This window comes from Pseudomonas sp. EA_5y_Pfl2_R50 (genome assembly GCF_963970475.1).
Taxonomy (GTDB): domain Bacteria; phylum Pseudomonadota; class Gammaproteobacteria; order Pseudomonadales; family Pseudomonadaceae; genus Aquipseudomonas.
This window is the reverse complement of the sequence record NZ_CAXAPT010000001.1, coordinates 214,398-238,063: the sequence shown is the minus strand read 5'-3', so window position 1 is coordinate 238,063 and position 23,666 is coordinate 214,398. Positions and strand designations below refer to the sequence as shown.

The window sequence follows — 23,666 nt, the reverse complement described above, 5'->3', positions numbered from 1 at the left end:
TGGCTGAATCCTACCCCAAGTCTGCGCATATGACTTCTGCTCATAACGGTGAGTTATGAAGCAACGGTTGGCTCAGGCTCGCGGGTCAGGGTAATGCCTGACTGAACCAGGAGAAACTCGGTGTCGCTGACCTTGTTGACGCGATCTCCAATGGCCAGTTTGTAAATCGGCTCCGAGCCAGTGGAACCGTCTGCCGACGGGTTGGATTCCTGGAACTCATGCACGGAATAAACGCGGCCTTCCGCATCTCTTGCATGGAACTGACCGACGAGTACTGCTGCCATCTGCTTAGAACCTCTGGAGATAAAACGCTTGATTTGCGGCTTGGTAGACCTTCAGCAAGCGCGGTAAGTTTTCCTATAGGAAAAAAATAATCAGCAGCCGGGAATTTCCCTCGTCTGCTGGTGGAATCGTCACCGGATCATCTATAACTACTGGCTCCTCCCAAGAACAGTCGAGAGTCGTTCATGAGCAATGTCTATAACGTCGCGGTAGTGGTCGGTAGCCTGCGTAAAGCCTCAATCAACCGCAAGGTCGCCCTGGCACTGGCGGAGCTGGCGCCGGCGAACCTCAAGCTGACGATTGTCGAAATTGGCGATTTGCCACTCTATAACGAAGACATCGACGGCGATTCACCGCCGGCAGCCTACAGCACTTTCCGCCAACAAGTCGGTTCATCCGACGCGGTGCTGTTTGTAACGCCGGAATACAATCGCTCCGTGCCGGCGCCGCTGAAGAACGCCATTGACGTTGGCTCGCGGCCTTATGGCAAGGCGGTGTGGAGTGGCAAGCCAGGTGCGGTGATCAGTGTGTCGCCGGGCGCTATCGGCGGGTTTGGCGCTAACCAGCATCTGCGCCAGTCATTCGTGTTTCTCAATGTGCCGTGCATGCAGCAGCCAGAGGCGTATCTGGGCGGCGCGGGTTCGGCGTTTGACGAGGCCGGCAAATTGAGCGAAACGGTGAAACCTTTCCTGCAAAGCTTTATCAATGCTTACGGACAGTTCGTAGAGCAACACAAAAAGTAGTTTCACCGAGAAAACAAATGTGGGAGCGGGCTTGCTCGCGAAGCAGTGTGTCAGCTGATCAATCAGCACCTGATGCACCGCCTTCGCGAGCAAGCCCGCTCCCGCATTTTTGGATCTCCACTCATTTGATAATTCAAGGCTGTTGCTGATGCTTGCTGCGTCACTGATTTTTCTGCTGACCATTACCCTTGTCATCTGGCAACCCAAAGGCCTCGGCGTTGGCTGGAGTGCGACGCTTGGCGCGGTGCTGGCGTTGATTTTCGGCGTTGTGCACCTGAGCGATATCCCGCTGGTCTGGCAGATCATCTGGAATGCCACCGGTACTTTTGTCGCACTGATCATCATCAGCCTGTTGCTCGACGAGGCCGGTTTTTTCGCCTGGGCGGCGTTGCACGTGGCGCGTTGGGGGCGCGGCAACGGGCGCAAGCTGTTCGCCTTCATGGTGCTGCTCGGCGCGTTGGTCTCGGCGCTGTTCGCCAACGACGGCGCGGCGCTGATTCTCACCCCCATCGTGATTTCCATGCTGCTGGCGCTGCGCTTCTCGCCGGCAACCACGCTGGCCTTCGTCATGGGCGCCGGATTTATTGCCGACACCGCGAGCCTGCCGCTGGTGGTGTCGAATCTGGTCAACATTGTTTCGGCAGACTTCTTCCACATCGGTTTCAACCGGTATGCGGCGGTGATGGTGCCGGTCAACTTCGTCAGCGTCGCCGCAACGCTGGCGATGTTGCTGTGGTTCTTCCGGCGCGACATTCCCAAGGCATACGACCCTGAACAACTGGCACGCCCGGCAACCGCGATCCACGACAAAGCGACGTTCTACGCCGGTTGGGTGGTGTTGCTGATACTCTTGCTCGGCTGTTTTGCCCTCGAACCCCTGGGCATTCCCATCAGTGCGATTTCGGCGGTGTGCGCGGCGCTGCTGCTGGGCATCGCCGCCCGAGGGCACAAGATTTCCACGCGCAAGGTGATGAAGGAGGCGCCGTGGCAGATCGTGATTTTCTCTTTGGGCATGTACCTGGTGGTCTATGGCCTGCGCAATGCCGGCTTGACCGGGTATCTGGCCGGATGGCTGGATGTCTTCGCCGTGCAGGGCGTTTGGGGCGCGGCGATGGGCACGGGGGTGCTGACGGCGCTGCTGTCATCGATCATGAACAATCTGCCGACGGTGCTGATCGGGCTGTTGTCGATTGATGCAAGCCAGGCGAGCGGGGTGGTCAAGGAGGCGATGATCTATGCCAACGTGATCGGCAGCGATCTTGGGCCGAAGATCACCCCGATTGGCAGTCTGGCGACCTTGTTGTGGTTGCACGTGCTGGAGCGCAAGGGGATTCATATTGGCTGGGGGTATTACTTCAGGGTCGGGATTGTGCTGACGGTGCCAGTGTTGCTGGTGACGTTGGCGGCTTTGGCTTTGCGGCTTTCAATCTAGACCCGGTCGGCTCCACTCGCTGGCAAGTCAGCGATGGGGCCGGTACAGGCGACACAAAAAATCAGGTCTGGCCCGGGACATTCGGCCAAAGGTCGGACACCAGAAACAACCGCTCGGCCTCTTCCCATTCCCCTTGCGCATTTTCGGTCAGTCGCACCATCAATTGCGCCGGTGCCAGCGGTTCGAGGTCTTCCAGCCACATCTGCAAATGTTCCGCCGCCCAGGTCTGCTCCGCCGGGTAGTGCGCCGGCGCCAGCCAGGCGTGGCGGGGCAGGGGTTGCCAGCGGCCCGGCGGGCGTTGCGCGACGAACGCCGGCCAGTCCTTCTGATGCAGCCAGCTGCCGCGCAAATGCTGGGGGTGCGCGCCATGGGGCGACTGAGACAGACCGGGCCACGGGTACAGCAGATAACCGCCGAGCCACAACTGCGCACTGAACGATTCGATGTCCAGCGCCGCCAGCACTTCACGGCTTTCCGGGCGGGCCGAAATCGGTAACTGATGTTGCGCCAGATGCGCCAGCTTGCGGTCGAGACGATCATGGCAACCCGGCCCCAGCCACTGCGCCGGATCATGGCCGTCGCCATTTTGCGGGCCGAGGTACAACTTGATCGCCAGTTCCTGATGGTGCACGCCATCGCGTCACGCAGCAGCATGTCCAGTTCGCCGAGCGTGTGGCCTTCGCGGCGGATCGGCAGATTGGCCGCGATCAACTCGATCCCCGGCGCATGCTGCACGGCGAACTGCCACAGCCGTTCGTAATACAGGCCCAGACGTCGGGTGCGCGCCTGGGACAGCCAGTGCAACAGTCCGTAACTGTCGCGGTCGAGCTGACGCAGCCAGCGCTCCAGGCCTTCCGGGTTGTGCACCCAGTCGCTGCCCGCCAGCGGATGGCGCTGCGGCCACGGCGTGACGGCGAGCATCGGCGGGGCAAGGATCACCCACGCCAGGTCCCGCACTTCCGGGTGGCGTAATTGATGGGGCAATTGCAGCAGGTCGGGAAACAGGATCATCCTGCGAGCATAGCCTGAAACATGAGCACGTCCTTGAGGCTGAAAGGATTTTGTCTATCTGGCGCTTTCGCCCATAATCGTGCTTTTCGCGTTTTCGATTGTCCGCAGAGGTCCCATGGAGCAATTTCGTAATATCGGCATCATCGGTCGCCTGGGCAGTTCCCAGGTGCTGGATACCGTCCGCCGACTGAAACGGTTTCTGCTCGACCGTCACCTGCATGTGATTCTCGAAGACACCATCGCTGAAGTCCTGCCGGGCCACGGCCTGCAAACCTCGTCGCGCAAGATGCTCGGCGAAGTCTGCGACATGGTCATCGTCGTCGGCGGTGACGGCAGCCTGCTCGGCGCCGCACGTGCGTTGGCCCGGCACAACATCCCGGTGCTCGGCATCAACCGTGGCAGCCTCGGTTTTCTCACCGACATTCGCCCGGACGAACTGGAAGTCAAAGTCGCCGAAGTGCTCGACGGCCACTATCTGGTGGAAAACCGCTTCCTGCTGCAAGCCGAAGTCCGCCGTCACGGCGAAGCCATCGGTCAGGGCGACGCGCTCAATGACGTGGTGCTGCACCCGGGCAAATCGACGCGGATGATCGAGTTCGAGCTGTACATCGACGGCCAGTTCGTCTGCAGCCAGAAGGCCGATGGCCTGATCGTCTCGACGCCCACCGGCTCCACGGCCTACGCACTGTCCGCCGGCGGTCCGATCATGCATCCCAAGCTCGACGCTATTGTGATTGTGCCGATGTACCCCCATACCTTGTCTGGGCGGCCCATCGTGGTCGATGGCAACAGTGAGCTGAAAATCGTCGTGTCCAAAGATATGCAGATCTACCCGCAAGTCTCCTGCGACGGCCAGAACCACTTCACCTGCGCGCCGGGCGACACCATCACTGTCAGCAAGAAAGCGCAGAAACTGCGGCTGATCCATCCGCTTGACCACAACTACTACGAAGTCTGCCGAACCAAGCTCGGCTGGGGCAGCAAGCTGGGCGGTGGAGGCGACTGATGCTCGATCCCGCGCGCAGTTATGACCTGATTGGTGACGTGCACGGATGCGCCCTGACCCTTGAACACCTGCTGGACCGACTCGGTTATCACAAGCAGGGCGGGGTCTGGCGGCATCCATCACGCATGGCCGTGTTTGTCGGCGATATCATCGACCGTGGCCCGCGCATCCGCGAGGCGCTGCACATCGTCCACGACATGGTCGAGGCCGGCCAGGCCTTGTGCATCATGGGCAACCACGAGTTCAACGCGCTGGGCTGGAGCACGCCGGCGCTGCCGGGCAGTGGCAAGCAGTTCGTCCGCGAGCACACGCCGCGCCACGCGCGCCTGCTGCACGAAACCCTGACCCAGTTCGAACAGCATCCGGGCGACTGGCACGATTTCCAGCGCTGGTTCTATGAGCTGCCGCTGTTTGTCGACGCTGGACGCTTCCGGGTGGTGCATGCCTGTTGGGATGCCGGTCTGATCGAACCGCTGCGCGCGCTGTTCCCCGATGGCTGCATTGATGAACATTTCCTTCAGGCCTCGGCCGTCCCGGACAGCTTTGCCTGCACCGTGTTCGACCGCCTGTTGCGCGGCACCGACATGCGCCTGCCGGATGGTCTGACCATGACCAGCGGCGACGGTCTGGTGCGCTCGTTCTTCCGCACCAAGTTCTGGGAGGACGACCCGAAAACCTACGGCGATATCGTCTTCCAGCCTGATGCACTGCCGGACCCGGTGGCGCAGAAGCCGCTGACCTCCAGCGAAAAAAACAACCTGCTGCGCTATGGCGTCGACGAGCCTCTGCTGTTCGTCGGCCACTACTGGCGCAGTGGCAAACCGGCGCCGATCCGCCCGAACCTCGCGTGTCTGGATTACAGCGCGGTGCTCTACGGCAAACTCGTCGCCTATCGTCTGGATCAGGAAACCCGCCTCGATCCGCATAAATTTGTCTGGGTCGATGTCGAGCGGCCGGAGGTGCTGCAATGAGTGCGGTAGCGGTATTGCGTCTGCCCCTGGCGGTGGACCTGAGCGGTTTCGTCAAACTGCTGCAACGCATGCAGGTTCCGCATCGGGTCAGCGAAGAGGCCGGCGAACAAGTGCTGTGGGCGCCAGCGGAGCTCAGCGACGACGTGCGTTCGCTGTACCAGCGCTTTCCGACGGGCGATCCCGATCAGCAACTGGACATCCCCGTCGCGCAGACCGTGAAGCGCCCAGGCTTCGCGGAGCAGTTGAAGTACGCCAAGGCCACCGGCTTGATTTTGCTGCTGTGCCTGATTGTCGGCGGCCTGACCTACCTCGGCGAAAACCTGCAGACGCTGCGGTGGCTGACCTTCCTCGATTTTCAGGTGGTCGGCGAATACATCCATTTCACCCCGTTGGCCGACAGTCTCGCGGCGGGTCAGTGGTGGCGCCTGGTCACGCCGATGCTGATTCACTTCGGCATCCTGCACCTGGCCATGAACGGCATGTGGTACTGGGAACTGGGGCGGCGTATCGAGTCGCGTCAGGGCAGCATCAACCTGATCGGTCTGACGCTGCTGTTCAGCCTCGTTTCCAACTACGCGCAATTTGTCTGGAGCGGCCCGACCCTGTTCGGCGGGCTCTCCGGCGTGTTGTACGGTTTGCTCGGCCACTGCTGGATCTTCCAGTTGCTGGCGCCGAACCCGGCCTATCGCCTGCCGCGCGGCGTGCTGGTGATGATGCTGGTGTGGTTGCTGGTGTGCATGTCCGGGCTGATCTCGATGATCGGCTTCGGCGAAATCGCCAACGCCGCCCACGTCGGCGGGTTACTCATCGGATGCTTCACCGGTTTGTTGGGCGGTTTGTACAACCGCCGTAAACTGGCCGTCTAATTTTTCAGTAGATAAAGAGCGCGGAGACCCTGATGTCCTCTTTTAACGACATGATCAAGAACATCACCCCGGACATCTACGAGAGCCTGAAACTGGCCGTGGAAATCGGCAAATGGTCCGACGGTGGCAAACTCACCGCCGAACAGCGCGAGTTGTCGTTGCAGGCGATGATTGCCTGGGAAATCCAGAACCTGCCTGAAGACCAGCGCACCGGTTACATGGGCCCGCAGGAATGTGCGTCGAAGTCGATCGAAGTGCCGAATATCCTGTTCAAGTCGGATGCCATCCATTGATCGAGATTGGCCGCGGTGCAATCAGTAAAATGTCGGCGCGCCTGGACGGGCCGAACGTGCAATACGCGTTTCGTCTGGATGACGTCGAGGTGCCGGTCAATCCGTTGATCGGCACCACGGTGCGTCTGGAGTACCTGGGGGCCATCCACTGCACCCATTGCGGGCGCAAGACCAAAACCAGTTTCAGCCAGGGTTACTGCTACCCGTGCATGACCAGACTGGCGCAGTGCGACCTGTGCATCATGAGCCCGGAGCGCTGCCACTTTGATGCGGGCACCTGCCGCGATCCGGCGTGGGGTGAACAATTCTGCATGACCGACCATGTCGTGTACCTGGCCAATTCGTCGGGCATCAAGGTTGGCATCACCCGTGCAACACAATTGCCGACCCGCTGGCTCGATCAGGGCGCGAGTCAGGCATTGCCGATCATGCGTGTCGCCACGCGGCAGCAGTCGGGTTTCGTTGAGGACCTGTTTCGCAGTCAGGTGGCGGACAAGACCAACTGGCGCGCGTTGCTCAAGGGCGATGCGGCGGCGGTGGATCTGACGCAAGTGCGCGATCAGTTGTTCGACCGTTGTGCCGAGGGCCTGCTCGGTTTGCAGGCGCGATTCGGCCTGCAGGCAATTCAGACAATTACCGATGTAGAACCGCTGGAAATCCGCTATCCGGTCGAGCAATACCCGTCCAAAATCGTCAGCTTCAACCTGGACAAGAATCCGATTGCCGAAGGCACGCTGCTGGGGATCAAGGGCCAGTACCTGATTTTCGACACCGGCGTGATCAACATTCGTAAATACACGGCTTATCAGCTCGCCGTGCATCAGTAAGGACTTCAGCATGCGCACCGAACAACCGAAGATGATTTATCTGAAGGACTATCAGGCCCCCGAGTACCTGATCGACGAAACACACCTGACCTTCGAGTTGTTCGAGGACCACAGTCTGGTCCACGCGCAACTGGTGATGCGCCGCAACCCGGCCCGTGGCGCGGGCCTGCCGCCGCTGGTGCTCGATGGCCAGCAACTGGAGCTGCTCTCGGTGACCCTGGCGGATAAAGAGCTGGGCGCCGCTGACTATCAGTTGTCCGAGAATCACCTGACCCTGCAGCCGGCCAGTGAAACCTTCACGGTCGACACCAGCGTCAAGATCCACCCGGAAACCAACACCGCGCTGGAAGGCCTGTACAAGTCCGGTACGATGTTCTGCACCCAGTGCGAAGCCGAAGGTTTCCGCAAGATCACCTATTACCTTGATCGCCCGGACGTAATGAGCAAGTTCACCACCACCGTGGTGGCCGAGCAGCACAGCTATCCGGTCCTGCTTTCCAACGGTAACCCGGTTGCCTCGGGCCCGGGCGAAGAGGGCCGGCACTGGGCGACCTGGGAAGATCCGTTCATGAAACCGGCGTACCTGTTTGCGCTGGTGGCCGGTGACTTGTGGTGCGTCGAAGACAGCTTCACCACCATGAGCAACCGCAACGTCGCGCTGCGCATCTACGTCGAGCCGGAAAACATCGACAAGTGCCAGCACGCGATGAACAGCCTGAAGAAGTCGATGCGCTGGGACGAAGAGGTCTATGGTCGCGAGTACGATCTGGACATCTTCATGATCGTCGCCGTAAACGACTTCAACATGGGCGCCATGGAGAACAAGGGTCTCAACATCTTCAACTCCAGCGCCGTGCTGGCCCGCGCCGAAACCGCCACCGACGCCGCGCACCAGCGCGTCGAGGCAATCGTTGCCCACGAATACTTCCACAACTGGTCGGGCAACCGCGTGACCTGCCGCGACTGGTTCCAGCTGTCGCTGAAGGAAGGCTTCACCGTGTTCCGCGATTCCGGTTTTTCTGCTGACATGAACTCGGCCACGGTCAAGCGCATTCAGGATGTGGCGTACCTGCGTACCCACCAGTTCGCCGAGGATGCCGGCCCGATGGCTCACGCCGTGCGCCCGGACAGCTTCATCGAGATTTCCAACTTCTACACCCTGACCGTGTACGAAAAGGGCTCGGAAGTGGTCGGTATGATCCACACCTTGCTCGGCGCTGAAGGCTTCCGCAAGGGCAGCGATCTGTACTTCGAGCGCCATGACGGTCAGGCAGTGACCTGCGATGACTTCATCAAGGCGATGGAAGATGCCAACGGTGTCGATCTGACTCAGTTCAAGCGCTGGTACAGCCAGGCCGGCACACCGCGTCTGGCCGTGAGCGAGTCTTACGACGCCGCCGCGAAAACCTACAGCCTGACCTTCCGCCAGAGCTGCCCGGAAACCCCGGACAAAGTCGAAAAACTGCCGTTCGTGATTCCGGTCGAACTCGGCCTGCTGGACAGTCAGGGCAACGAGATTGCCCTGCGTCTGAGCGGCGAAGCGGCGGCGCAAGGCACCACCCGGGTGATCTCGGTGACCGAAGCCGAGCAGACCTTCACCTTCGTCGACATCGGGGAACAGCCGCTGCCGTCCTTGCTGCGTGGCTTTTCGGCACCGGTGAAACTGAGCTTCCCGTACAACCGCGACCAGTTGATGTTCCTGATGCAGCATGACAGCGACGGCTTCAATCGCTGGGATGCCGGTCAGCAACTGTCGGTGCAGGTGCTGCAAGAGCTGATCGGCCAGCAGCAGAAGGGCCAGGCGTTGACGCTCGATCCACGGCTGATGTCGGCGCTGAAAACCGTGCTGTCGGACGAATCGCTGGATCAGGCCATGGTCGCCGAAATGCTCTCGCTGCCGGGTGAGGCGTATCTCACCGAAATCAGCGAAGTGGCTGACGTCGATGCGATCCACAACGCCCGGGAGTTCGCGCGCAAGCAACTGGCCGAAGGTTTGTTCGAAGCGCTGTGGCTGCGTTATCAGGCCAACCGTGACCTGTCGAAGAAAACCCCGTATGTGGCCGAGGCTGAGCACTTTGCCCGTCGCGCGCTGCAGAACATTGCGTTGTCGTACCTGATGCTCAGCGGCAAGCCGGAAGTGCTGGCGGCGGCGCTGGAGCAGTTCGACAGTGCCGACAACATGACCGAGCGCCTGACGGCGCTGGCGGTGTTGGTCAACTCGCCTTTCGAAGAGCAGAAGACTCTGGCACTGGCGAGCTTCGCCGAGCACTTCAAGGACAATCCGCTGGTCATGGATCAGTGGTTCAGCGTACAGGCCGGCAGCACCTTGCCGGGCGGTCTGGAGCGCGTCAAGGCGCTGATGCAGCACCCGGCGTTCAACATCAAGAACCCGAACAAAGTGCGTGCACTGGTCGGCGCATTTGCCGGACAGAACCTGATCAACTTCCATGCAGCGGACGGCTCCGGCTATCGTTTCCTGGCGGATCTGGTGATCGAACTGAACGGCTTCAACCCTCAGATCGCCTCGCGCCAACTGGCGCCACTGACCCGCTGGCGCAAATACGATAGCGCCCGCCAGGCCTTGATGAAGGCCGAGCTGGAGCGGATTCTGGCATCGGGGCAACTGTCGAGCGACGTCTACGAAGTGGTCAGCAAAAGCCTCGCGTAACGCGTAACAGAATGTGGGAGCGGGCTTGCTCGCGAAAACGGATGGTCAGAGACGAATATGTCGTCTGATAACCGCTTTCGCGAGCAAGCCCGCTCCCACATTGGTTTTGCGTTGAGTCCGTTACTTCAGGTCGAAACGGTCCAGGTTAGTGACTTTAGTCCAGGCCGCGACGAAGTCTTTCACAAACTGGTCCTTTGCATCCGCGCTGGCATAGACCTCGGCCAGTGCACGCAGGATCGCATTGGAACCAAACACCAGATCCACCCGCGTCGCCGTCCACTTCACGCTGCCGGTTTTGCGGTCGCGTCCTTCGAACTCGTCGGCATCCCTTGACGTCGGCTTCCACTCCACGCCCATGTCGAGCAGGTTGGTGAAAAAGTCGTTGCTCAGCGCTTCGGTTTGCGTGGTGAATACGCCGTGTCGCGATTGCCCGACGTTGGTGTTCAATACACGCAGCCCACCCAGCAACACGGTCATTTCCGGCGCGGTGAGGGTCAGCAGCTGTGCCTTGTCGATCAGCAGCGCTTCAGCCGAAACGGTGTATTTGCCTTTGCTGTAGTTACGGAAACCATCAGCGATCGGTTCGAGGAATCCGAACGATTCCACATCGGTTTGCGCTTGCGATGCATCCGTGCGCCCCGGGGTGAAAGGGACCGTGACGGAATGCCCGGCGTTTTTCGCAGCTTGCTCAATCCCGGCATTACCGGCCAGCACAATCAAATCTGCCAGCGAGACTTTCTTGCCGGATGCCCCGCCATTGAACTCGTTCTGAATGCTTTCGAGGGTTTGCAGAACCTTGGCCAGTTGCTCAGGCTGGTTCGCTTGCCAGGACCGTTGTGGCTCGAGGCGCAGACGACCGCCATTGGCGCCGCCGCGTTTATCCGAGCCACGGAAGGACGATACGGCTGCCCACGCCGTCGAAACCAGTTGCGAGACGGAAAGCCCCGACGCCAGCACTTTGTTTTTCAGCGCCGTGGCGTCGTTATTGTCGATCAGCGGGTGAGTGACCGGCGGAATCGGGTCTTGCCACAGCAGTTCTTCGTTGGGCAGTTCCGGGCCGAGGTAGCGCGACAGCGGGCCCATGTCACGGTGAATCAGTTTGTACCAGGCACGGGCGAAGGCATCCGCCAGTTGGTCGGGATTGGCGAGAAAACGCCGGGAAATCTGTTCATATGCCGGGTCGAAACGCAAGGCCAGGTCAGACGTGAGCATGGTCGGCGAGAGTTTCTTGCTCGGATCGTGGGCGTGGGGAACGGTGCCGGCACCGGCGCCATTCTTCGCAATCCACTGATGCGCACCGGCCGGGCTTTTGCTCAGTTCCCATTCGAAGCCGAACAGGTTTTCCAGGTAATTGTTGCTCCACCGGGTCGGTGTGGTGGTCCAGGTCACTTCGAGGCCGCTGGTGATGGTGTCGGCCCCCTTGCCGGAGCCGAAAGCGTTGCGCCAGCCAAGTCCCTGTTCTTCGAGACCGGCGGCTTCCGGCTCAGGCCCGACGTTGTCGGCAGGGCCAGCACCGTGAGTCTTGCCGAACGCGTGGCCGCCGGCGATCAGCGCCACGGTTTCTTCGTCGTTCATGGCCATGCGGCCAAAGGTTTCGCGGATGTCCAGAGCCGACGCCACCGGGTCAGGGTTGCCTTCCGGGCCTTCCGGGTTCACATAGATCAGGCCCATCTGCACGGCGGCGAGCGGGTTTTCCAGATTGCGCTCGCCCTGATCGGTACGGCTTTCCTCTTTGCCGTGCAGATCCGGTTCGGCGACTAGCGTGCCGTCACCCGGTTCCTGCATGGGTTCCTTGCTCTTGCCGTAACGACTGTCGCCGCCCAGCCATTCGTTCTCCGAACCCCAGTACACGTCTTCGTCCGGCTCCCACACATCGGGGCGGCCGCCGGAGAAACCGAAAGTCTTGAAACCCATTGACTCCAACGCCACGTTGCCGGTGAGAACGATCAGGTCCGCCCAGGAAATGTTGCGGCCATACTTTTGTTTGATCGGCCATAGCAGGCGTCGTGCCTTGTCGAGGCTGACGTTGTCCGGCCAACTGTTGAGCGGGGCAAATCGCTGCTGGCCGGAGCCTGCGCCACCACGGCCATCAGCGGTGCGATAGGTGCCGGCGCTGTGCCAGGCCATGCGCACGAAAAGCGGGCCGTAATGCCCGAAGTCCGCTGGCCACCAATCCTGGGAATCGGTCATCAGCGCGGTGAGATCTTGTTTCAAGGCCTGGAAATCCAGGCTTTTGAACGCTTTGGCGTAGTCGAAGTCCTTGCCCAGCGGATCGGACTTGGGCGAGTGCTGGCTGAGGATTTTCAGGTTCAGTTGATTTGGCCACCAGTCACGGTTCGTCGTACCACCACCGGCGGCGTGGTTGAACGGGCATTTCGATTCGTTTGCCATGTTCGGGTCCTTATCAGGTCTTCTATGGCCGGCTCGTGCCGACTTCGGACTTGTAAGGCTAGACCCGACTCGGCAAGTCAGCTAATAGCCCGACTATTGGACACTGATAGGCAAAGTCTTTTATCGCGCTGCACCGGTCAGGTGGATTGTGCAGCGTCTTCTTCTGGCACTTCGTCCAGCAAGTCCTCTTGCCCCGGCAGTTCGGTGACCACACTGAAATCCGTGACCTCGACAGCGCCGAGCCCATAACCGAGCAAATGGAACGAGAACGCCTTGCGCGGTTGCGGGTTCTCGAAGCTGAAGTCCATCTCCAGCGGTTGATCGGCCGTAGCGACCATTTCCGTCGGTAAGCCCAGTTGCACGTCCTGTTCAAACTCCTTGGCCTTGAGCTGAATGTACGCCGCTTGCTGTGGGTCGACCGAACGCACGGTCAGGCGCACACGGGTGTAGGAGCCTTTGGGCATTTCCAGGTATTGCGCGCCGATCAGGTTGTCGGCCCAATCATCCTTGATCTGCGCTTGCAGCGGGATGACGTTGGTGCTGCCGAACTGATAGCGATGATTGAGCGGAGTGCGCAGCAGCGACAGGTCCAGCGCGTTGGCGCGGGCGGCGATCTGCCGGGCCGGGTGACCGCTGTAGTTGCCTTTGTACTGAGCGCTTTCGGTGATGAAGCCGGCACTTTGGTAATAGCGGCAACGGCGCGGCATGTCACATTCGGTAAAGATGCCCTGGCCGTTGTGGTAGCGCAGTTTACCGTTGGTGAAGGACATGATTTCGCGCCCGGTCGCGTAGTCGCGGAACAGCGAGCGGCCACTGAGGGCGGACGGCACCGGCAGGTCGAAATAATCGAGAATCGAAGTGCTCAGGTCGACATGGCCATAGACCCCGGCATTCAGACGCGGCAGTTGTGTCTGTTCCGGCGCCAGGGTCAGGTTGAAGCCCCAGGAGGAAGCGAGGCGCACGCCATCGATGCCGTGGGATTCGTCCGAGGTGATCACCACCAGCGTGTCTTTCAGTACACCCTGGCGTTCGAGACCGCTGAGGAATTGCTCCAGTGCATCATCGAGATAACCGACAGCGGCTTGCTTGGGCGTTTCATAGCGCGCCAGATAATCTTCCGGCGCAGAGTAGGGCTGATGCGTGCCGACGGTCAGCAGCGTCAGCATCCACGGCTGGTTTTGTTTTTTCAGTTGGCCGACATAGTCCAGCGCGCCTTCGAAGAACGCCTTGTCATCCTTGCCCCACGGGAATTCCAGATAGTTGGCGTTGGTGAACCATTCCAGACCATGGGTCGCATCGAAACCGATGTGCGGCATGATCTTGTCTTTGGCCATGAACCGCAGGCCGGCGCCCTGCAGGTAGTGGGTGCTGAAACCGTGCCCACGCAATTGCGCCGGCAGACAGGCCTGATTGCGCTCGGTGAGGGTGAGCATTTCCACGCCTTTGGGCGTGCCGTTGTCGAGCTTGTCGTAATCACCGCAAAGCATCGCGTACAGACCGCGAATGGTCTGGTGCGTGTGCAGCACGTAGTCGGGGGTGTTCATGCCGCGCTCGGCCCAGCGGCTGAGGTTGGGCATCAGGTCTTCCTGATAGTGGCTGCCGATGGCCTCGCGGTTTGCGCGGATATAGGCGCCGGGAATGCCTTCGAGCGCGATGATCAAGATGTTGCGTGCCTGCCCGGGGCCCGCCAGCAGTTTTACGCCGTTGAGATCGACGTCAGTGAGCCCGGCCATCGCCGGCGCGACTTCTTCGACATCACCGTCCAGCCATTCCTCGGCCTGGATCTGCAGGTCGGCGACCTGACTGGCCGTCAATTGGTGGGGCAGGTTGTACTGGCGCCACGGATCGGCTTCGCTCGGCCACAGGTTCTGCACCCCCCAATGGGCCGCGAACAGCACCAGCGGGGCGCTCCACACCGCGCGGGGCAGGGCGGGGCGGGTGGTGCCCCGAGCTGTCCAGTGCGTGCTCAGCCACAACAACAGGGCCAGCAGCAAAGTGATGCCCAGCGCCGGATGGGCGAGGCCGCCGCCGGTGGAGTTTTCGACAAACTGCGGATCGATCAGATAGTGCAAATCGGCAGCGGTCGGCAGGCGCCCGACGGCGCTGACCAGTTCGGCCGTTGCGACGGCCAGCAAGCCCCAGAACAACAGCACCGGCAGCGCCAGCCACCAGGCCCGGCGATGCAGCAAGATCACCAGCAGGCTGCCAACGGCCAGATCCGATAAATAGCCCAGCGGTGCCGACCAGCCCAAAGCCGCACGCAGGCATACCGGCACCACCAGCACCAGAAAAATCAATGAAAAGAGGCGGGCATGCGGCTGCCGCAACCGGTTGAAAAGAGCGCTCACTAAAAAAAGACCTTCCAGCCATTAAAACGTCATAAAAGTGTGCGCGATGATATCAAGGGTGGGCTGTCTGATCGCCTTTTTAAACGCTCAGGTGATGCGCTGGCTGGAGGGTGTTTTGATTCCAAGGAACGCCTGTAGCCCTTATGGAACCGTGTGCCGCTCGAAAATCGGCGATTTTCCCGTCGCTGGTTTTATTGTTTCAGGCTGTTTAGCCCGTTCACAAATCCCTGTGGGCGAGGCTCAACATATCGCCGCGTCGTTGCACGCCTGTTTGCGCCTTTGAGCCGCAACGCTGCGCTTGCGAGCGGTGAGGGGAGTTTTCTGGACAGGGTGATGGCCACTCAGTAGCATTTGCGCCCAACGGATCTCCCTTTGCACGCCGTCCGGTGTGAACCTCGCAAGGAATCGACATGCGCGATGCTTCCAATGACGACAAACCCACGGTGGTGACGCTGGTCAATGGCGATACGACCCGCATCAGCTTCGGTTCGGGTTCCGTCAACCAAAACCAGATTCATGTGCACACGGCAGAGGGCAATCGCATCAATGTGCAGATGCCGGGCATGGACGTGACGCTGAATTTCGATCTGGATCAGGTGAGTCAAGTGCAAGCGGCCTCCGCGCAATCGCTCGCCGAATCCGAGAAGCCTCTCAGGCTGTTCACTTGCGCAAGCGTGCTGATCACGCTGTCGTTCCTGATCATTGTCGGTTCTGTTTCATTCTGGTTGGGTTTCTGCCTGGGAACCGGGTATTTCGGCTATCGCTGGTACCGGGTGAGCCGACAGAAGAAGTCATTGGCGGCGCGGCAGTCCGGGCCGCCGGCCCCCGCGAAGGATCAGGCGAAACAACCGGCGGGCGGGATGTCTCGGCAAAGCGTGCGTGACAGCCTGGCTCGCAAGCGTTGATCGCGCACTTTCAAGGAATGGACATGCAAGCGTTTATCTGCGACAAAACCGTCGTTGATTTCGGTGATTTCAGCGGTTCGATGGTTCGTCGCGAGCAAAGCACAACACCTGCGGGCGCACAGCAGTCGCGTTACTGGGTCAGGACTGCGGACGGTGATGTGCCGCTGGACCTCTTCAACAAGAGCTTGCTCGTCAATAAAGGCGACCGGATTTCGGTGCTCTACGGCCAGCTCCCGGGTGGCGAACTCAGAAGCGCGGTCTGCGTGTTCAATCACAGCGATTCAAGGCTCACCGTGCTCTCGGATGGCAAAGCGCTGTACGGCGAGCTTCTGCGCCGCAGCCCGAGCCCCGTGCCGTTTCTGCTCTGCATAACGACCTCCACCATAGCGGCCGGACTGTTCGACTGGTGGGGCGCGCCAGCGGGGGCGGTTGTCTACTTCCTGCTCAAGGCGCAAGAGGCCAAGCGCAAGATGCTGTTGATCAATGGGCTGGGCTCGCACATGGCAAAACTGGGCGAGCGTTATGTGCGCGAAGATTCCCGGCGCAATGTCAGCCGGTTGCTGGCGCGTACCGCCTGACAACGCGCGCGATTGCCTGGGCTCGCACGCCAATTTCATTCATCTAGGATCATATATGCAGGATTTCAACTTCGGCCGCACGCTCGTTTACTTTACTGAATGGGGTGGAGAGGTGGTTCGCGCTGACCAGCTCAGTGATCCGATGGAGCGAATCGAGGACGAAATCTGGATTCGATCTGCCGAGGGTGAAGAGACGGCAATAGATATCTCCGCCCTGGATTTCAAGGTGCGTCCGGGCGATCAGGTATCGATCATCAACGCCGGGGTCGACGGGAAGGATTTCGAGGTCTATGCGTTGCTGCACAACCATCGCAGTCACGAACGCGGTCTGCTGAATGACGGCGAATTCATCTATGACGAGCTCATCAAGAAACCAGCGCGCTTTTCACCGTTTTATTTCTCCCTTTCAATCGCGAGCATCGGCGGGTTTTTTCCGGATTCGTGGGGGTATTGGGTCTTGGCTGGCATCGTTTGTTATATTTGCCTGCGAGGACTGGTGACCATCAACAGGGCCTGTCTGATCGAAGAGCTTATGGCGTACATCCAGAAGCTGGGCATGCAAAACGCTGTGCGTGAAACCGTGCGCAGTGCCTTGGCACGCAATCTCTGAACGGCGAAGGCCTTGCGCCTTCGCCGTTTTTTATCGCCGGCCGGCGTCAGCCCTGGCGCTTGCCATCAGGCCGCCCCGTGGCTGTCTCAGTGGGTCAGATCAATGCATCTTGCTGTGATCGTGACCTTCCATGCTGGTCAGCGCGCGAACCGGCGCTTTGACCTCGATGGTTTCTTTCTCGCCCTTGGCGTTTTCCACGGTCAGGGTCAGCGGTACGCTTTCGCCTTCTTTGAGCTGGCCGTTCAGGCCCATCAGCATCACGTGGTAGCCATTCGGATCAAGCTTGACCGCTTTGCCGGCGGGCAGCTCGACGAACTTCACCGGGCCCATGCTCATGACGTCGTTTTTCATGGTCATTTCGTGGATCTGGACGTCTTTGGCCACCGGCGTCGCGACGCTGAGCAACTTGCTGTCGCTGTCGGCGGTGAGGGTCATGAATGCGCCGCTGGCGGACTGGGTCGGTACGGTGGCACGAACCCAGGCGTCGTCGACTTTGGTCTGCGCCGATACCTGGAAGGCCAGGCCCAGCAGGGTCATCGTCAGTGCGGCGCGTTTGATGTGGTTCAGAGCAGGGTGCATCAGCAAACCTCCATAACAGTAAGCAAATCTTCCGTGCATTGTTCTGCCGAAAGCGAGGTGGACAGGCCCAGGCGCAGCCCGCCGTTGGAGTCGTAAACGTAACTGGTGGCCGTGTGCGAGATGGTGTAGGTGTCGCCCGCCGGGACTTTCTCGTAGAACACGTCGAACTCCTTGGCGGTGGCCGCGGTTTCCTCGAGCGTGCCGTACAGCGCAACGAACGTCGGGTCGAAGGCTTTCATGTAAGCGTCGAGGATTTGCGGGGTGTCGCGCTCGGGATCGAGGGTGATGAAGATCACCTGCAAGCGGTCACCGTCGGCGCCCATCAGCTTCTTGATTTTTGCCGCGCGGGCCAGGGTGGTCGGGCAGACTGCCGGGCACTGGGTGAAGCCGAAGAACACCATCGGCATCATGCCGCGAAAGCTCGACAGCGTCATGGTTTCGCCATCGGTGTTCTTCAGTTTGAAGGTGCGTCCCATGATCTTGTTACTCAGATCCTTGCCGTACTTGTACGACAGTTGGCCACGGGTGTCGCAGCCGGCGAGCAGGCCTAGCCCGAGCACGCCCATTCCCGCAAGCACCTTGCGGCGAGTCAACAAAGCCGTCATCTAATACCGCCTTTTGCAGCCCGACAGTCGGCAGGACTGGCGGGGGGTTAACCGTAAAAGCGGCGCATGATACCAAACTGAGGGCAGCGCCCGGCCGCCGATCGCCGGACTGCGTGGGATCGAGCGACAAAAGGTGTAAGAAAAAGTGACTAGTGCCTGCAGCACCCTGCGCTCATCGGTCTGCCGGCCGCCGCCCGAATCTTTTCTCTGACCCGCCAAAGCTGAGCATGCGGTGATGGAGCGTCGGCGCAGAAGCACGTACTCTTGGCGCTTCGCATACCTAGACAAGAACAACAACAGGAGTCACCGATGCAACCGATCCGTCTCGGTCTGGTGGGTTACGGCAAGATTGCCCAGGATCAACACGTTCCCGCCATCCACGCCAATCCGGCGTTCCAGTTGGTGTCTGTTGCCACTCAGGGACGGCCGTGTGCCGGGGTGGAAAATTTTCAGTCGTTGAGCGAACTGCTGGAAAACGGCCCGGACGTTGATGCGATTGCGTTCTGCACGCCGCCGCAAGGGCGTTTCGCGCTGGTGCAACAAGCGCTGGCCGCCGGCAAGCATGTGCTGGTGGAAAAACCGCCGTGCGCCACCTTGGGCGAGGCGCTGGCCCTGGTTGATCAGGTGGCGGAGCAGGGCGTCAGCGGCCTGTTCGCCTGGCATTCGCGCTACGCTCCGGGCATTGCCGCCGCCCGTGACTGGCTGGCGAGCCGCACGTTGCAGAGCGTGCAGATCGACTGGAAGGAAGACGTGCGCAAATGGCACCCGGGCCAGGCGTGGATCTGGCAACCCGGTGGCCTGGGCGTGTTTGATCCGGGCATCAACGCGCTGTCGATTGTTACCCATCTGCTGGCGCTGCCACTGTTTGTCGCGTCCGCCGAACTGCGCGTGCCGAGCAACTGCCAGTCGCCGATTGCCGCATCGATCGCGATGTCCGATGCCCGGCAACTGCAGGTGCGTGCGGAATTCGATTTCGACCACGGCCACGACGAACTCTGGAGCATCGAACTGCGCTGTGCCGAAGGCGTTCTGCGCCTGGATAACGGTGGCGCGCTGTTGAGCATCGACGGCGTGCGTCAGGCGGTGTCGGAGGAAGGTGAATACGCCGCGGTGTATCGCCACTTCCAGCAACTGATTGCCGACCAGGCCAGCGACCTCGATGTGCAACCCCTGCGGCTGGTGGCGGACAGTTTCTTCGTCGGCAGTCGCCAGTCGGTCGAGCCGTTCTACGACTGACCCGCGTTGTCAGGTGCGCGGATGGCCGGCGGTCACTTCAACGCCAGCACGGCTGCTTTGGCAACCTGCGCATCCTGATCGGGTTTGACCCCGGACACCCCCACGGCGCCGATCACCTGTCCTTCGACAAGAATCGGCACGCCACCTTCAAGGGAGGTCAACAGCGGCGCAGAAAGAAACGCGCTGCGCCCGGCATTGACCATGTCCTCATAGCCTTTCGACTCGCGCCGACCGAGTGCGGCGGTGCGGGCCTTTTCCATGCAGAGGTAGGCGCCAATCGGTGCGCATCCGTCGAGGCGTTCCAGGGCCAGCAAATGCCCGCCGTCATCGACCACGGCGATGCTCACCTGCCATTGGTTGATCCGGGCTTCCTGGCGTCCGGCGGCGAGGATCACGCTCACTTCTTTCTGGCTCAGTACCGGTTTGCTGTTCATGGCGAATCCTGGGCGTGAAGGGACTCTTCGACCACTTCGATCCAGTGCCGTACCGGCGTGCGGCCCGCACTGTCGAGGTGAACCTGACAACCAATGTTGGCCGTGACGATGACGCTCGGCGAGCCGCTTTCCAGTGCGTTGATCTTGTTGTCGCGCAGTTGCCGGGAAAGCTCGGGCTGGGTGATCGAATAGGTGCCGGCGGAGCCACAGCACAAATGGCTGTCGGGCACCGCCGTGAGATGAAAGCCCAGCCGCGTCAGCACGCTTTCCACCGCGCCACCGAGCTTGAGCGCGTGTTGCAAGGTGCACGGGCAGTGGAACGCCAGACGCTGATCGTGATGGGCGCGAACCCGTTGTTCCAGCGGTTCGGCTTGCAGGATTTCGACCAGATCCTTGCTCAAGGCACTGACCCGCGCGGCTTTCACGGCATACGCCGGATCGTGCGCCAGCAAGTGGCCGTAATCCTTGATGAATGCGCCGCAGCCGCTGGCGGTCTGCACGATGGCCTGCGCGCCGTTTTCGATGGCCGGCCACCACGCATCGATGTTGCGCCGCGCCCGTTGCAGCCCGGTCTGCTGGGCGTCGAGGTGATAATCGATGGCGCCACAGCAGCCCGCCAGGCTGATTGGCGTGATGCTGATGCCCAGACGGTCGAGCACCCGTGCGGTGGCTGCGTTGGTGTTCGGCGACAGGCTCGGTTGCACGCAGCCTTCGAGCATCAGCATCCGGCGCGCATGCGTGGGGCTAGGGCGCGGTTTGGCCGGTGTGATGTGGCGCGCCAGTTTCAGTTGCAGGGTGGGCGGCAACAGCGGGCGCAACCACTCGCCGATCTTCAGCAAGGTCTTGAACAGGGAGGCATGGGGCAGCACCGTTCGCAAACCCTGGCGCAGCAAACGTTGCCCGCTGCTGCGCGGCGTTGCGTCATCGACCACCGCGCGGCCGATGTCGAGCAAGTTGTGATAGTCGACACCGGACGGGCAGGTGGTTTCGCAGTTGCGGCACGACAGGCAGCGATCCAGATGTTGCTGGGTCCTGGCGCTGACTTCATGGCCTTCCAGCACTTGCTTGATCAGGTAGATGCGCCCGCGCGGGCCGTCGAGTTCATCGCCCAGCAGTTGATAGGTCGGACACGTTGCGTTGCAGAAACCACAATGCACACAACTGCGCAAAATGCTTTCGGCCTCGGCGGCGCGCTGAAGATGCCGGGATTTTTCGCTTAAGGTGGTTTGCATGATCAGATCTCGGCGTACAGGCGGCCCGGGTTGAAAATCCCTTGCGGGTCCAGTTGGGTCTTGAGCGCTTGCTGATAACGCAGGAGTGCCGGGGCGAGCGGCTGGAAGGGTTGCTCGCCATTCTCGAAGCAGGTGGCATGGCCGCCGGCCTGGGCGGCCATGGCGCGGAGGGTCGTGGCGTCGGCATCGGATTTCAGCCAGCGCTGGGCGCCGGCCCAGTCGATCAACTGCGCGCCCGGCAGGTTCAGCGGCCCGGTGTGGGTCGGCAGTGACAAGCGCCACAACGCTCGGGGATCGGCGAAAAACGCCAGGCGCCGGGCGTTCAAATCGCGCCAGTAGGACGCATCGAGTGGTTCGCCACCGAGCCGGTCATGGGCGGCCTTCACCGACCCTTCGCCGCCTTCCAGACGCAGGTGCAGGCGGTGGCCGTCATGGCACGCGGCGCTGATCGGAATCGGTTGCTGGCCCCATTCGGCCAGTTTCAGCAGGGCGCGTTCGCTGTTGATTTCCAGCGCGATGCTCAGGCTGTGGCGAGGTTTTGGCAGCACCTTCAACGACACTTCGGTCAGTACACCGAGACAGCCGAAACTGCCGGCCATCAAGCGCGACACGTCGTAGCCGGCGACGTTTTTCATGACCTCGCCGCCAAAGCGCAGGTGTTTGCCGTGCCCGGTGATGACGCGGGTGCCAAGCACGTAGTCGCGCACGGAACCGGCCCAGGGTCGGCGTGGCCCCGACAATCCGGCGGCGACCATGCCGCCGAGGGTCGCGCCATCCTCGCTGTGAGGGGGTTCGCACGGCAGCATTTGCCCGGCGGCGTCCAGCGCGGCATTCAGCTCTGCCAGCGGCGTGCCGGCGCGGGCGGTGATCACCAGTTCCGTCGGATCGTAGCTGACGATGCCGCGATGGCTGCGGATGTCGAGCACTTGACCAGGCACCACGCGGCCCAGATGCGCTTTGCTGTTGCCGCCCTGAATACGCAGCGCGATGCGCTCGTGCAGGGCCTTTTCGACCTGCTGCAGCAGCTCGGCTGAGGCGTCGTGACAAGTCTTGCCGCTCATCAGAAGCGCTCCAGATCAGGGAAGGGCAACTGCCCGTGATGCACATGCATGGCGCCGAATTCGGCGCAGCGGTGCAGGGTCGGAATGTTCTTGCCGGGATTGAGCAGACCGCCGGGGTCGAACGCGGCTTTCACTGCATGGAACAGGGTCAATTCATCGCTGTTGAACTGCGCGCACATCTGATTGATTTTCTCGCGCCCGACGCCGTGCTCGCCGGTGATGCTGCCGCCGACTTCCACACACAATTCGAGGATCTTGCCGCCCAGGGCTTCGGCGCGTTCCAGCTCGCCGGGAGTGTTGGCATCGAACAGAATCAGCGGATGCATATTGCCGTCGCCGGCGTGGAACACGTTAGCCACGCGTAACGCGTATTCGGTAGCAAGATCGGCTATCGCTCGCAGCACGCGCGGCAGTTCACGCCGGGGGATGGTGCCGTCCATGCAGTAGTAATCCGGGGACAGGCGGCCGACAGCGGGGAAGGCGTTCTTGCGTCCGGCCCAGAAACGCACACGCTCGGCCTCGTCTCTGGCCTGGCGCAGTTCCGTGGCGCCCGCCCGTTGCAGCACCTCGCGGACGCGGCGGCAGTCGTCGTCAACATCGGCTTCGACGCCATCCAGTTCACACAACAGAATGGCTTCGGCCTCCACCGGATAGCCGGCGTGGATAAAGTCTTCGGCCGCGCGGATCGCCAGGTTGTCCATCATCTCCAGACCGCCGGGGATGATCCCGGCAGCAATGATATCGCCCACCGCACGGCCGGCCTTTTCCACCGAATCGAACGCGGCGAGCAAGACCTTGGCCGACTGCGGTTTGGGCAGCAGTTTGACCGTCACTTCGGTGATCACGCCGAGCATGCCTTCGGAACCGGTGAACAGTGCGAGCAGGTCAAAACCCGGTGAATCCAGTGCATCGCTACCCAGGGTCAGGCATTCACCGTCGACCGTGAGCATCTCAACCTTGAGCAGGTTGTGCACGGTCAGGCCGTATTTCAAACAGTGCACGCCGCCGGCGTTTTCCGCGACATTGCCACCGATGGAACAGGCGATCTGCGAAGAAGGGTCTGGCGCGTAATACAGCCCGTAAGGCGCGGCAGCCTGGGAAATCGCCAGGTTGCGCACGCCCGGTTGCACCCGGGCAAAGCGCCCATTGGCGTCGATTTCGAGAATTCTGTTGAAGCGCGCCATCACCAACAGCACGCCTTTCTCCAGCGGCAGGGCTCCACCGGACAGACCGGTGCCGGCGCCGCGCGGTACGACCGGTACACGTTGCCGATGGCAGATTTTCAGGACGTTGGCGACCTGCTCGATCTCCCGGGGCAGGATCACCAGCATCGGCGTGGTGCGGTAGGCCGACAGGCCATCGCACTCGTAGGGTTTGAGTTCTTCTTCGCTGTGAAGGATTTCCAGATCGGTCATCTGTTCGCGCAGCGCCTGCAACAGCGCGTGCTTGTCAGTGGCCGGTAACGCACCATCAACGCGTTCGTCGTAGAGAATATTCATCGCGGGCAGGCCACCCTTGTTTATTGTTTTTGACAGGCCGACGCCGAATGGGCGTGCTTGCATCATTGGTCGCAAGAGCAATACTGTCC

At 61.1% G+C, this 23,666-nt stretch carries 21 protein-coding genes and 1 pseudogene; 12 read left to right on the top strand and 10 right to left on the bottom strand.

Translation table 11 applies throughout. The annotated features are described in order from the left end of the window. Nucleotides 1–53: 53 nt before the first annotated feature. On the bottom strand, nucleotides 54–284 hold the full coding sequence (locus AACY19_RS01005; protein WP_339447074.1) for a hypothetical protein: 231 nt from the start codon (nucleotides 282–284) through the stop codon (nucleotides 54–56). A 183-nt stretch (nucleotides 285–467) separates the two neighbouring features. Between AACY19_RS01005 and AACY19_RS01000 the strand changes: the two genes are divergently transcribed. Both AACY19_RS01000 and AACY19_RS00995 read left to right on the top strand, forming a co-directional pair. Then, nucleotides 468–1,025, top strand: coding sequence for an NADPH-dependent FMN reductase (locus AACY19_RS01000; RefSeq protein WP_339447072.1), 558 nt, complete (start codon nucleotides 468–470; stop codon nucleotides 1,023–1,025). Nucleotides 1,026–1,173: 148 nt separating this feature from the next. Next, nucleotides 1,174–2,457 (top strand): arsenic transporter, encoded by a 1,284-nt coding sequence (locus tag AACY19_RS00995; protein ID WP_339447070.1) that lies wholly within the window; start codon nucleotides 1,174–1,176, stop codon nucleotides 2,455–2,457. A gap of 61 nt (nucleotides 2,458–2,518) precedes the next feature. Here the strand turns inward: AACY19_RS00995 and AACY19_RS00990 are convergent. Beyond that, nucleotides 2,519–3,468: pseudogene (locus tag AACY19_RS00990) on the bottom strand (DUF1853 family protein). 115 nt (nucleotides 3,469–3,583) lie between these two features. Here AACY19_RS00990 and AACY19_RS00985 point away from each other — a divergent pair. Genes AACY19_RS00985 through pepN form a run of 6 tightly spaced genes read left to right on the top strand, consistent with a single transcriptional unit; the run spans nucleotide 3,584 to nucleotide 10,099 of the window. Then, nucleotides 3,584–4,474 (top strand): NAD(+) kinase, encoded by an 891-nt coding sequence (locus AACY19_RS00985; RefSeq protein ID WP_339447068.1) that lies wholly within the window; start codon nucleotides 3,584–3,586, stop codon nucleotides 4,472–4,474. Then, on the top strand, nucleotides 4,474–5,445 hold the full coding sequence (locus AACY19_RS00980; protein WP_339447066.1) for a metallophosphoesterase: 972 nt from the start codon (nucleotides 4,474–4,476) through the stop codon (nucleotides 5,443–5,445). The genes AACY19_RS00985 and AACY19_RS00980 overlap by 1 nt, the downstream gene beginning before the upstream one ends. After that, nucleotides 5,442–6,311 carry a rhomboid family intramembrane serine protease gene (locus tag AACY19_RS00975; protein WP_339447064.1) on the top strand — a complete coding sequence of 290 codons (870 nt, stop codon included), beginning with the start codon at nucleotides 5,442–5,444 and terminating at the stop codon, nucleotides 6,309–6,311. Before AACY19_RS00980 ends, AACY19_RS00975 begins: the two co-directional genes overlap by 4 nt. A 32-nt stretch (nucleotides 6,312–6,343) precedes the next feature. Then, a complete protein-coding gene (locus AACY19_RS00970) occupies nucleotides 6,344–6,604 on the top strand; it encodes a YeaC family protein (protein WP_003224178.1) in 261 nt (86 codons plus the stop codon). Then, nucleotides 6,601–7,431 carry a DUF2797 domain-containing protein gene (locus AACY19_RS00965; protein WP_339447062.1) on the top strand — a complete coding sequence of 277 codons (831 nt, stop codon included), beginning with the start codon at nucleotides 6,601–6,603 and terminating at the stop codon, nucleotides 7,429–7,431. The genes AACY19_RS00970 and AACY19_RS00965 overlap by 4 nt, the downstream gene beginning before the upstream one ends. A 10-nt stretch (nucleotides 7,432–7,441) precedes the next feature. Next, the gene (pepN, locus tag AACY19_RS00960) at nucleotides 7,442–10,099 is read left to right on the top strand and encodes an aminopeptidase N (RefSeq protein WP_339447060.1); all 2,658 of its coding nucleotides are present in this window, start codon (nucleotides 7,442–7,444) and stop codon (nucleotides 10,097–10,099) included. Nucleotides 10,100–10,219: 120 nt separating this feature from the next. Here the strand turns inward: pepN and katG are convergent, their stop codons facing one another. Further along, nucleotides 10,220–12,490, bottom strand: a complete 2,271-nt coding sequence (gene katG, locus AACY19_RS00955; protein WP_339447058.1) for a catalase/peroxidase HPI — start codon at nucleotides 12,488–12,490, stop codon at nucleotides 10,220–10,222. Nucleotides 12,491–12,627: 137 nt separating this feature from the next. After that, nucleotides 12,628–14,838 carry an LTA synthase family protein gene (locus AACY19_RS00950; RefSeq protein WP_339447056.1) on the bottom strand — a complete coding sequence of 737 codons (2,211 nt, stop codon included), beginning with the start codon at nucleotides 14,836–14,838 and terminating at the stop codon, nucleotides 12,628–12,630. A gap of 410 nt (nucleotides 14,839–15,248) precedes the next feature. Here AACY19_RS00950 and AACY19_RS00945 point away from each other — a divergent pair, with 410 nt between their 5' ends. Genes AACY19_RS00945 through AACY19_RS00935 form a run of 3 tightly spaced genes read left to right on the top strand, consistent with a single transcriptional unit; the run spans nucleotide 15,249 to nucleotide 16,931 of the window. Then, nucleotides 15,249–15,743 carry a hypothetical protein gene (locus AACY19_RS00945; RefSeq protein ID WP_339447054.1) on the top strand — a complete coding sequence of 165 codons (495 nt, stop codon included), beginning with the start codon at nucleotides 15,249–15,251 and terminating at the stop codon, nucleotides 15,741–15,743. A gap of 23 nt (nucleotides 15,744–15,766) precedes the next feature. Then, on the top strand, nucleotides 15,767–16,321 hold the full coding sequence (locus AACY19_RS00940) for a hypothetical protein (protein ID WP_339447052.1): 555 nt from the start codon (nucleotides 15,767–15,769) through the stop codon (nucleotides 16,319–16,321). A gap of 55 nt (nucleotides 16,322–16,376) precedes the next feature. Further along, the gene (locus AACY19_RS00935; protein WP_339447050.1) at nucleotides 16,377–16,931 is read left to right on the top strand and encodes a hypothetical protein; all 555 of its coding nucleotides are present in this window, start codon (nucleotides 16,377–16,379) and stop codon (nucleotides 16,929–16,931) included. Between the two features lie 99 nt (nucleotides 16,932–17,030). On the opposite strand, the gene AACY19_RS00930 is transcribed toward AACY19_RS00935, so the two are convergent. Next, complete coding sequence (locus tag AACY19_RS00930; protein ID WP_339447048.1) at nucleotides 17,031–17,510, bottom strand: copper chaperone PCu(A)C; 480 nt, start codon at nucleotides 17,508–17,510, stop codon at nucleotides 17,031–17,033. Continuing rightward, nucleotides 17,510–18,115: an SCO family protein gene (locus AACY19_RS00925; protein ID WP_250604605.1), complete on the bottom strand. Its 606-nt coding sequence runs from the start codon at nucleotides 18,113–18,115 to the stop codon at nucleotides 17,510–17,512. Before AACY19_RS00925 ends, AACY19_RS00930 begins: the two co-directional genes overlap by 1 nt. Before the next feature lie 309 nt (nucleotides 18,116–18,424). On the opposite strand from AACY19_RS00925, the gene AACY19_RS00920 reads away from it, so the two are divergent. After that, nucleotides 18,425–19,351, top strand: coding sequence for a Gfo/Idh/MocA family protein (locus AACY19_RS00920; protein ID WP_339447042.1), 927 nt, complete (start codon nucleotides 18,425–18,427; stop codon nucleotides 19,349–19,351). A gap of 32 nt (nucleotides 19,352–19,383) precedes the next feature. Here AACY19_RS00920 and AACY19_RS00915 read toward each other — a convergent pair whose 3' ends face one another. The 4 genes from AACY19_RS00915 to glcD are packed head-to-tail and all read right to left on the bottom strand — an operon-like array spanning nucleotide 19,384 to nucleotide 23,577. After that, nucleotides 19,384–19,785: a heme-binding protein gene (locus tag AACY19_RS00915; protein WP_339447039.1), complete on the bottom strand. Its 402-nt coding sequence runs from the start codon at nucleotides 19,783–19,785 to the stop codon at nucleotides 19,384–19,386. Then, nucleotides 19,782–21,017 (bottom strand): glycolate oxidase subunit GlcF, encoded by a 1,236-nt coding sequence (glcF, locus tag AACY19_RS00910; protein ID WP_339447037.1) that lies wholly within the window; start codon nucleotides 21,015–21,017, stop codon nucleotides 19,782–19,784. Before glcF ends, AACY19_RS00915 begins: the two co-directional genes overlap by 4 nt. 2 nt (nucleotides 21,018–21,019) lie before the next feature. After that, nucleotides 21,020–22,078, bottom strand: a complete 1,059-nt coding sequence (gene glcE / locus AACY19_RS00905) for a glycolate oxidase subunit GlcE (protein WP_339447035.1) — start codon at nucleotides 22,076–22,078, stop codon at nucleotides 21,020–21,022. After that, nucleotides 22,078–23,577, bottom strand: coding sequence for a glycolate oxidase subunit GlcD (gene glcD, locus AACY19_RS00900; RefSeq protein WP_339447033.1), 1,500 nt, complete (start codon nucleotides 23,575–23,577; stop codon nucleotides 22,078–22,080). The genes glcE and glcD overlap by 1 nt, the downstream gene beginning before the upstream one ends. Between the last annotated feature and the right edge of the window lie 89 nt (nucleotides 23,578–23,666).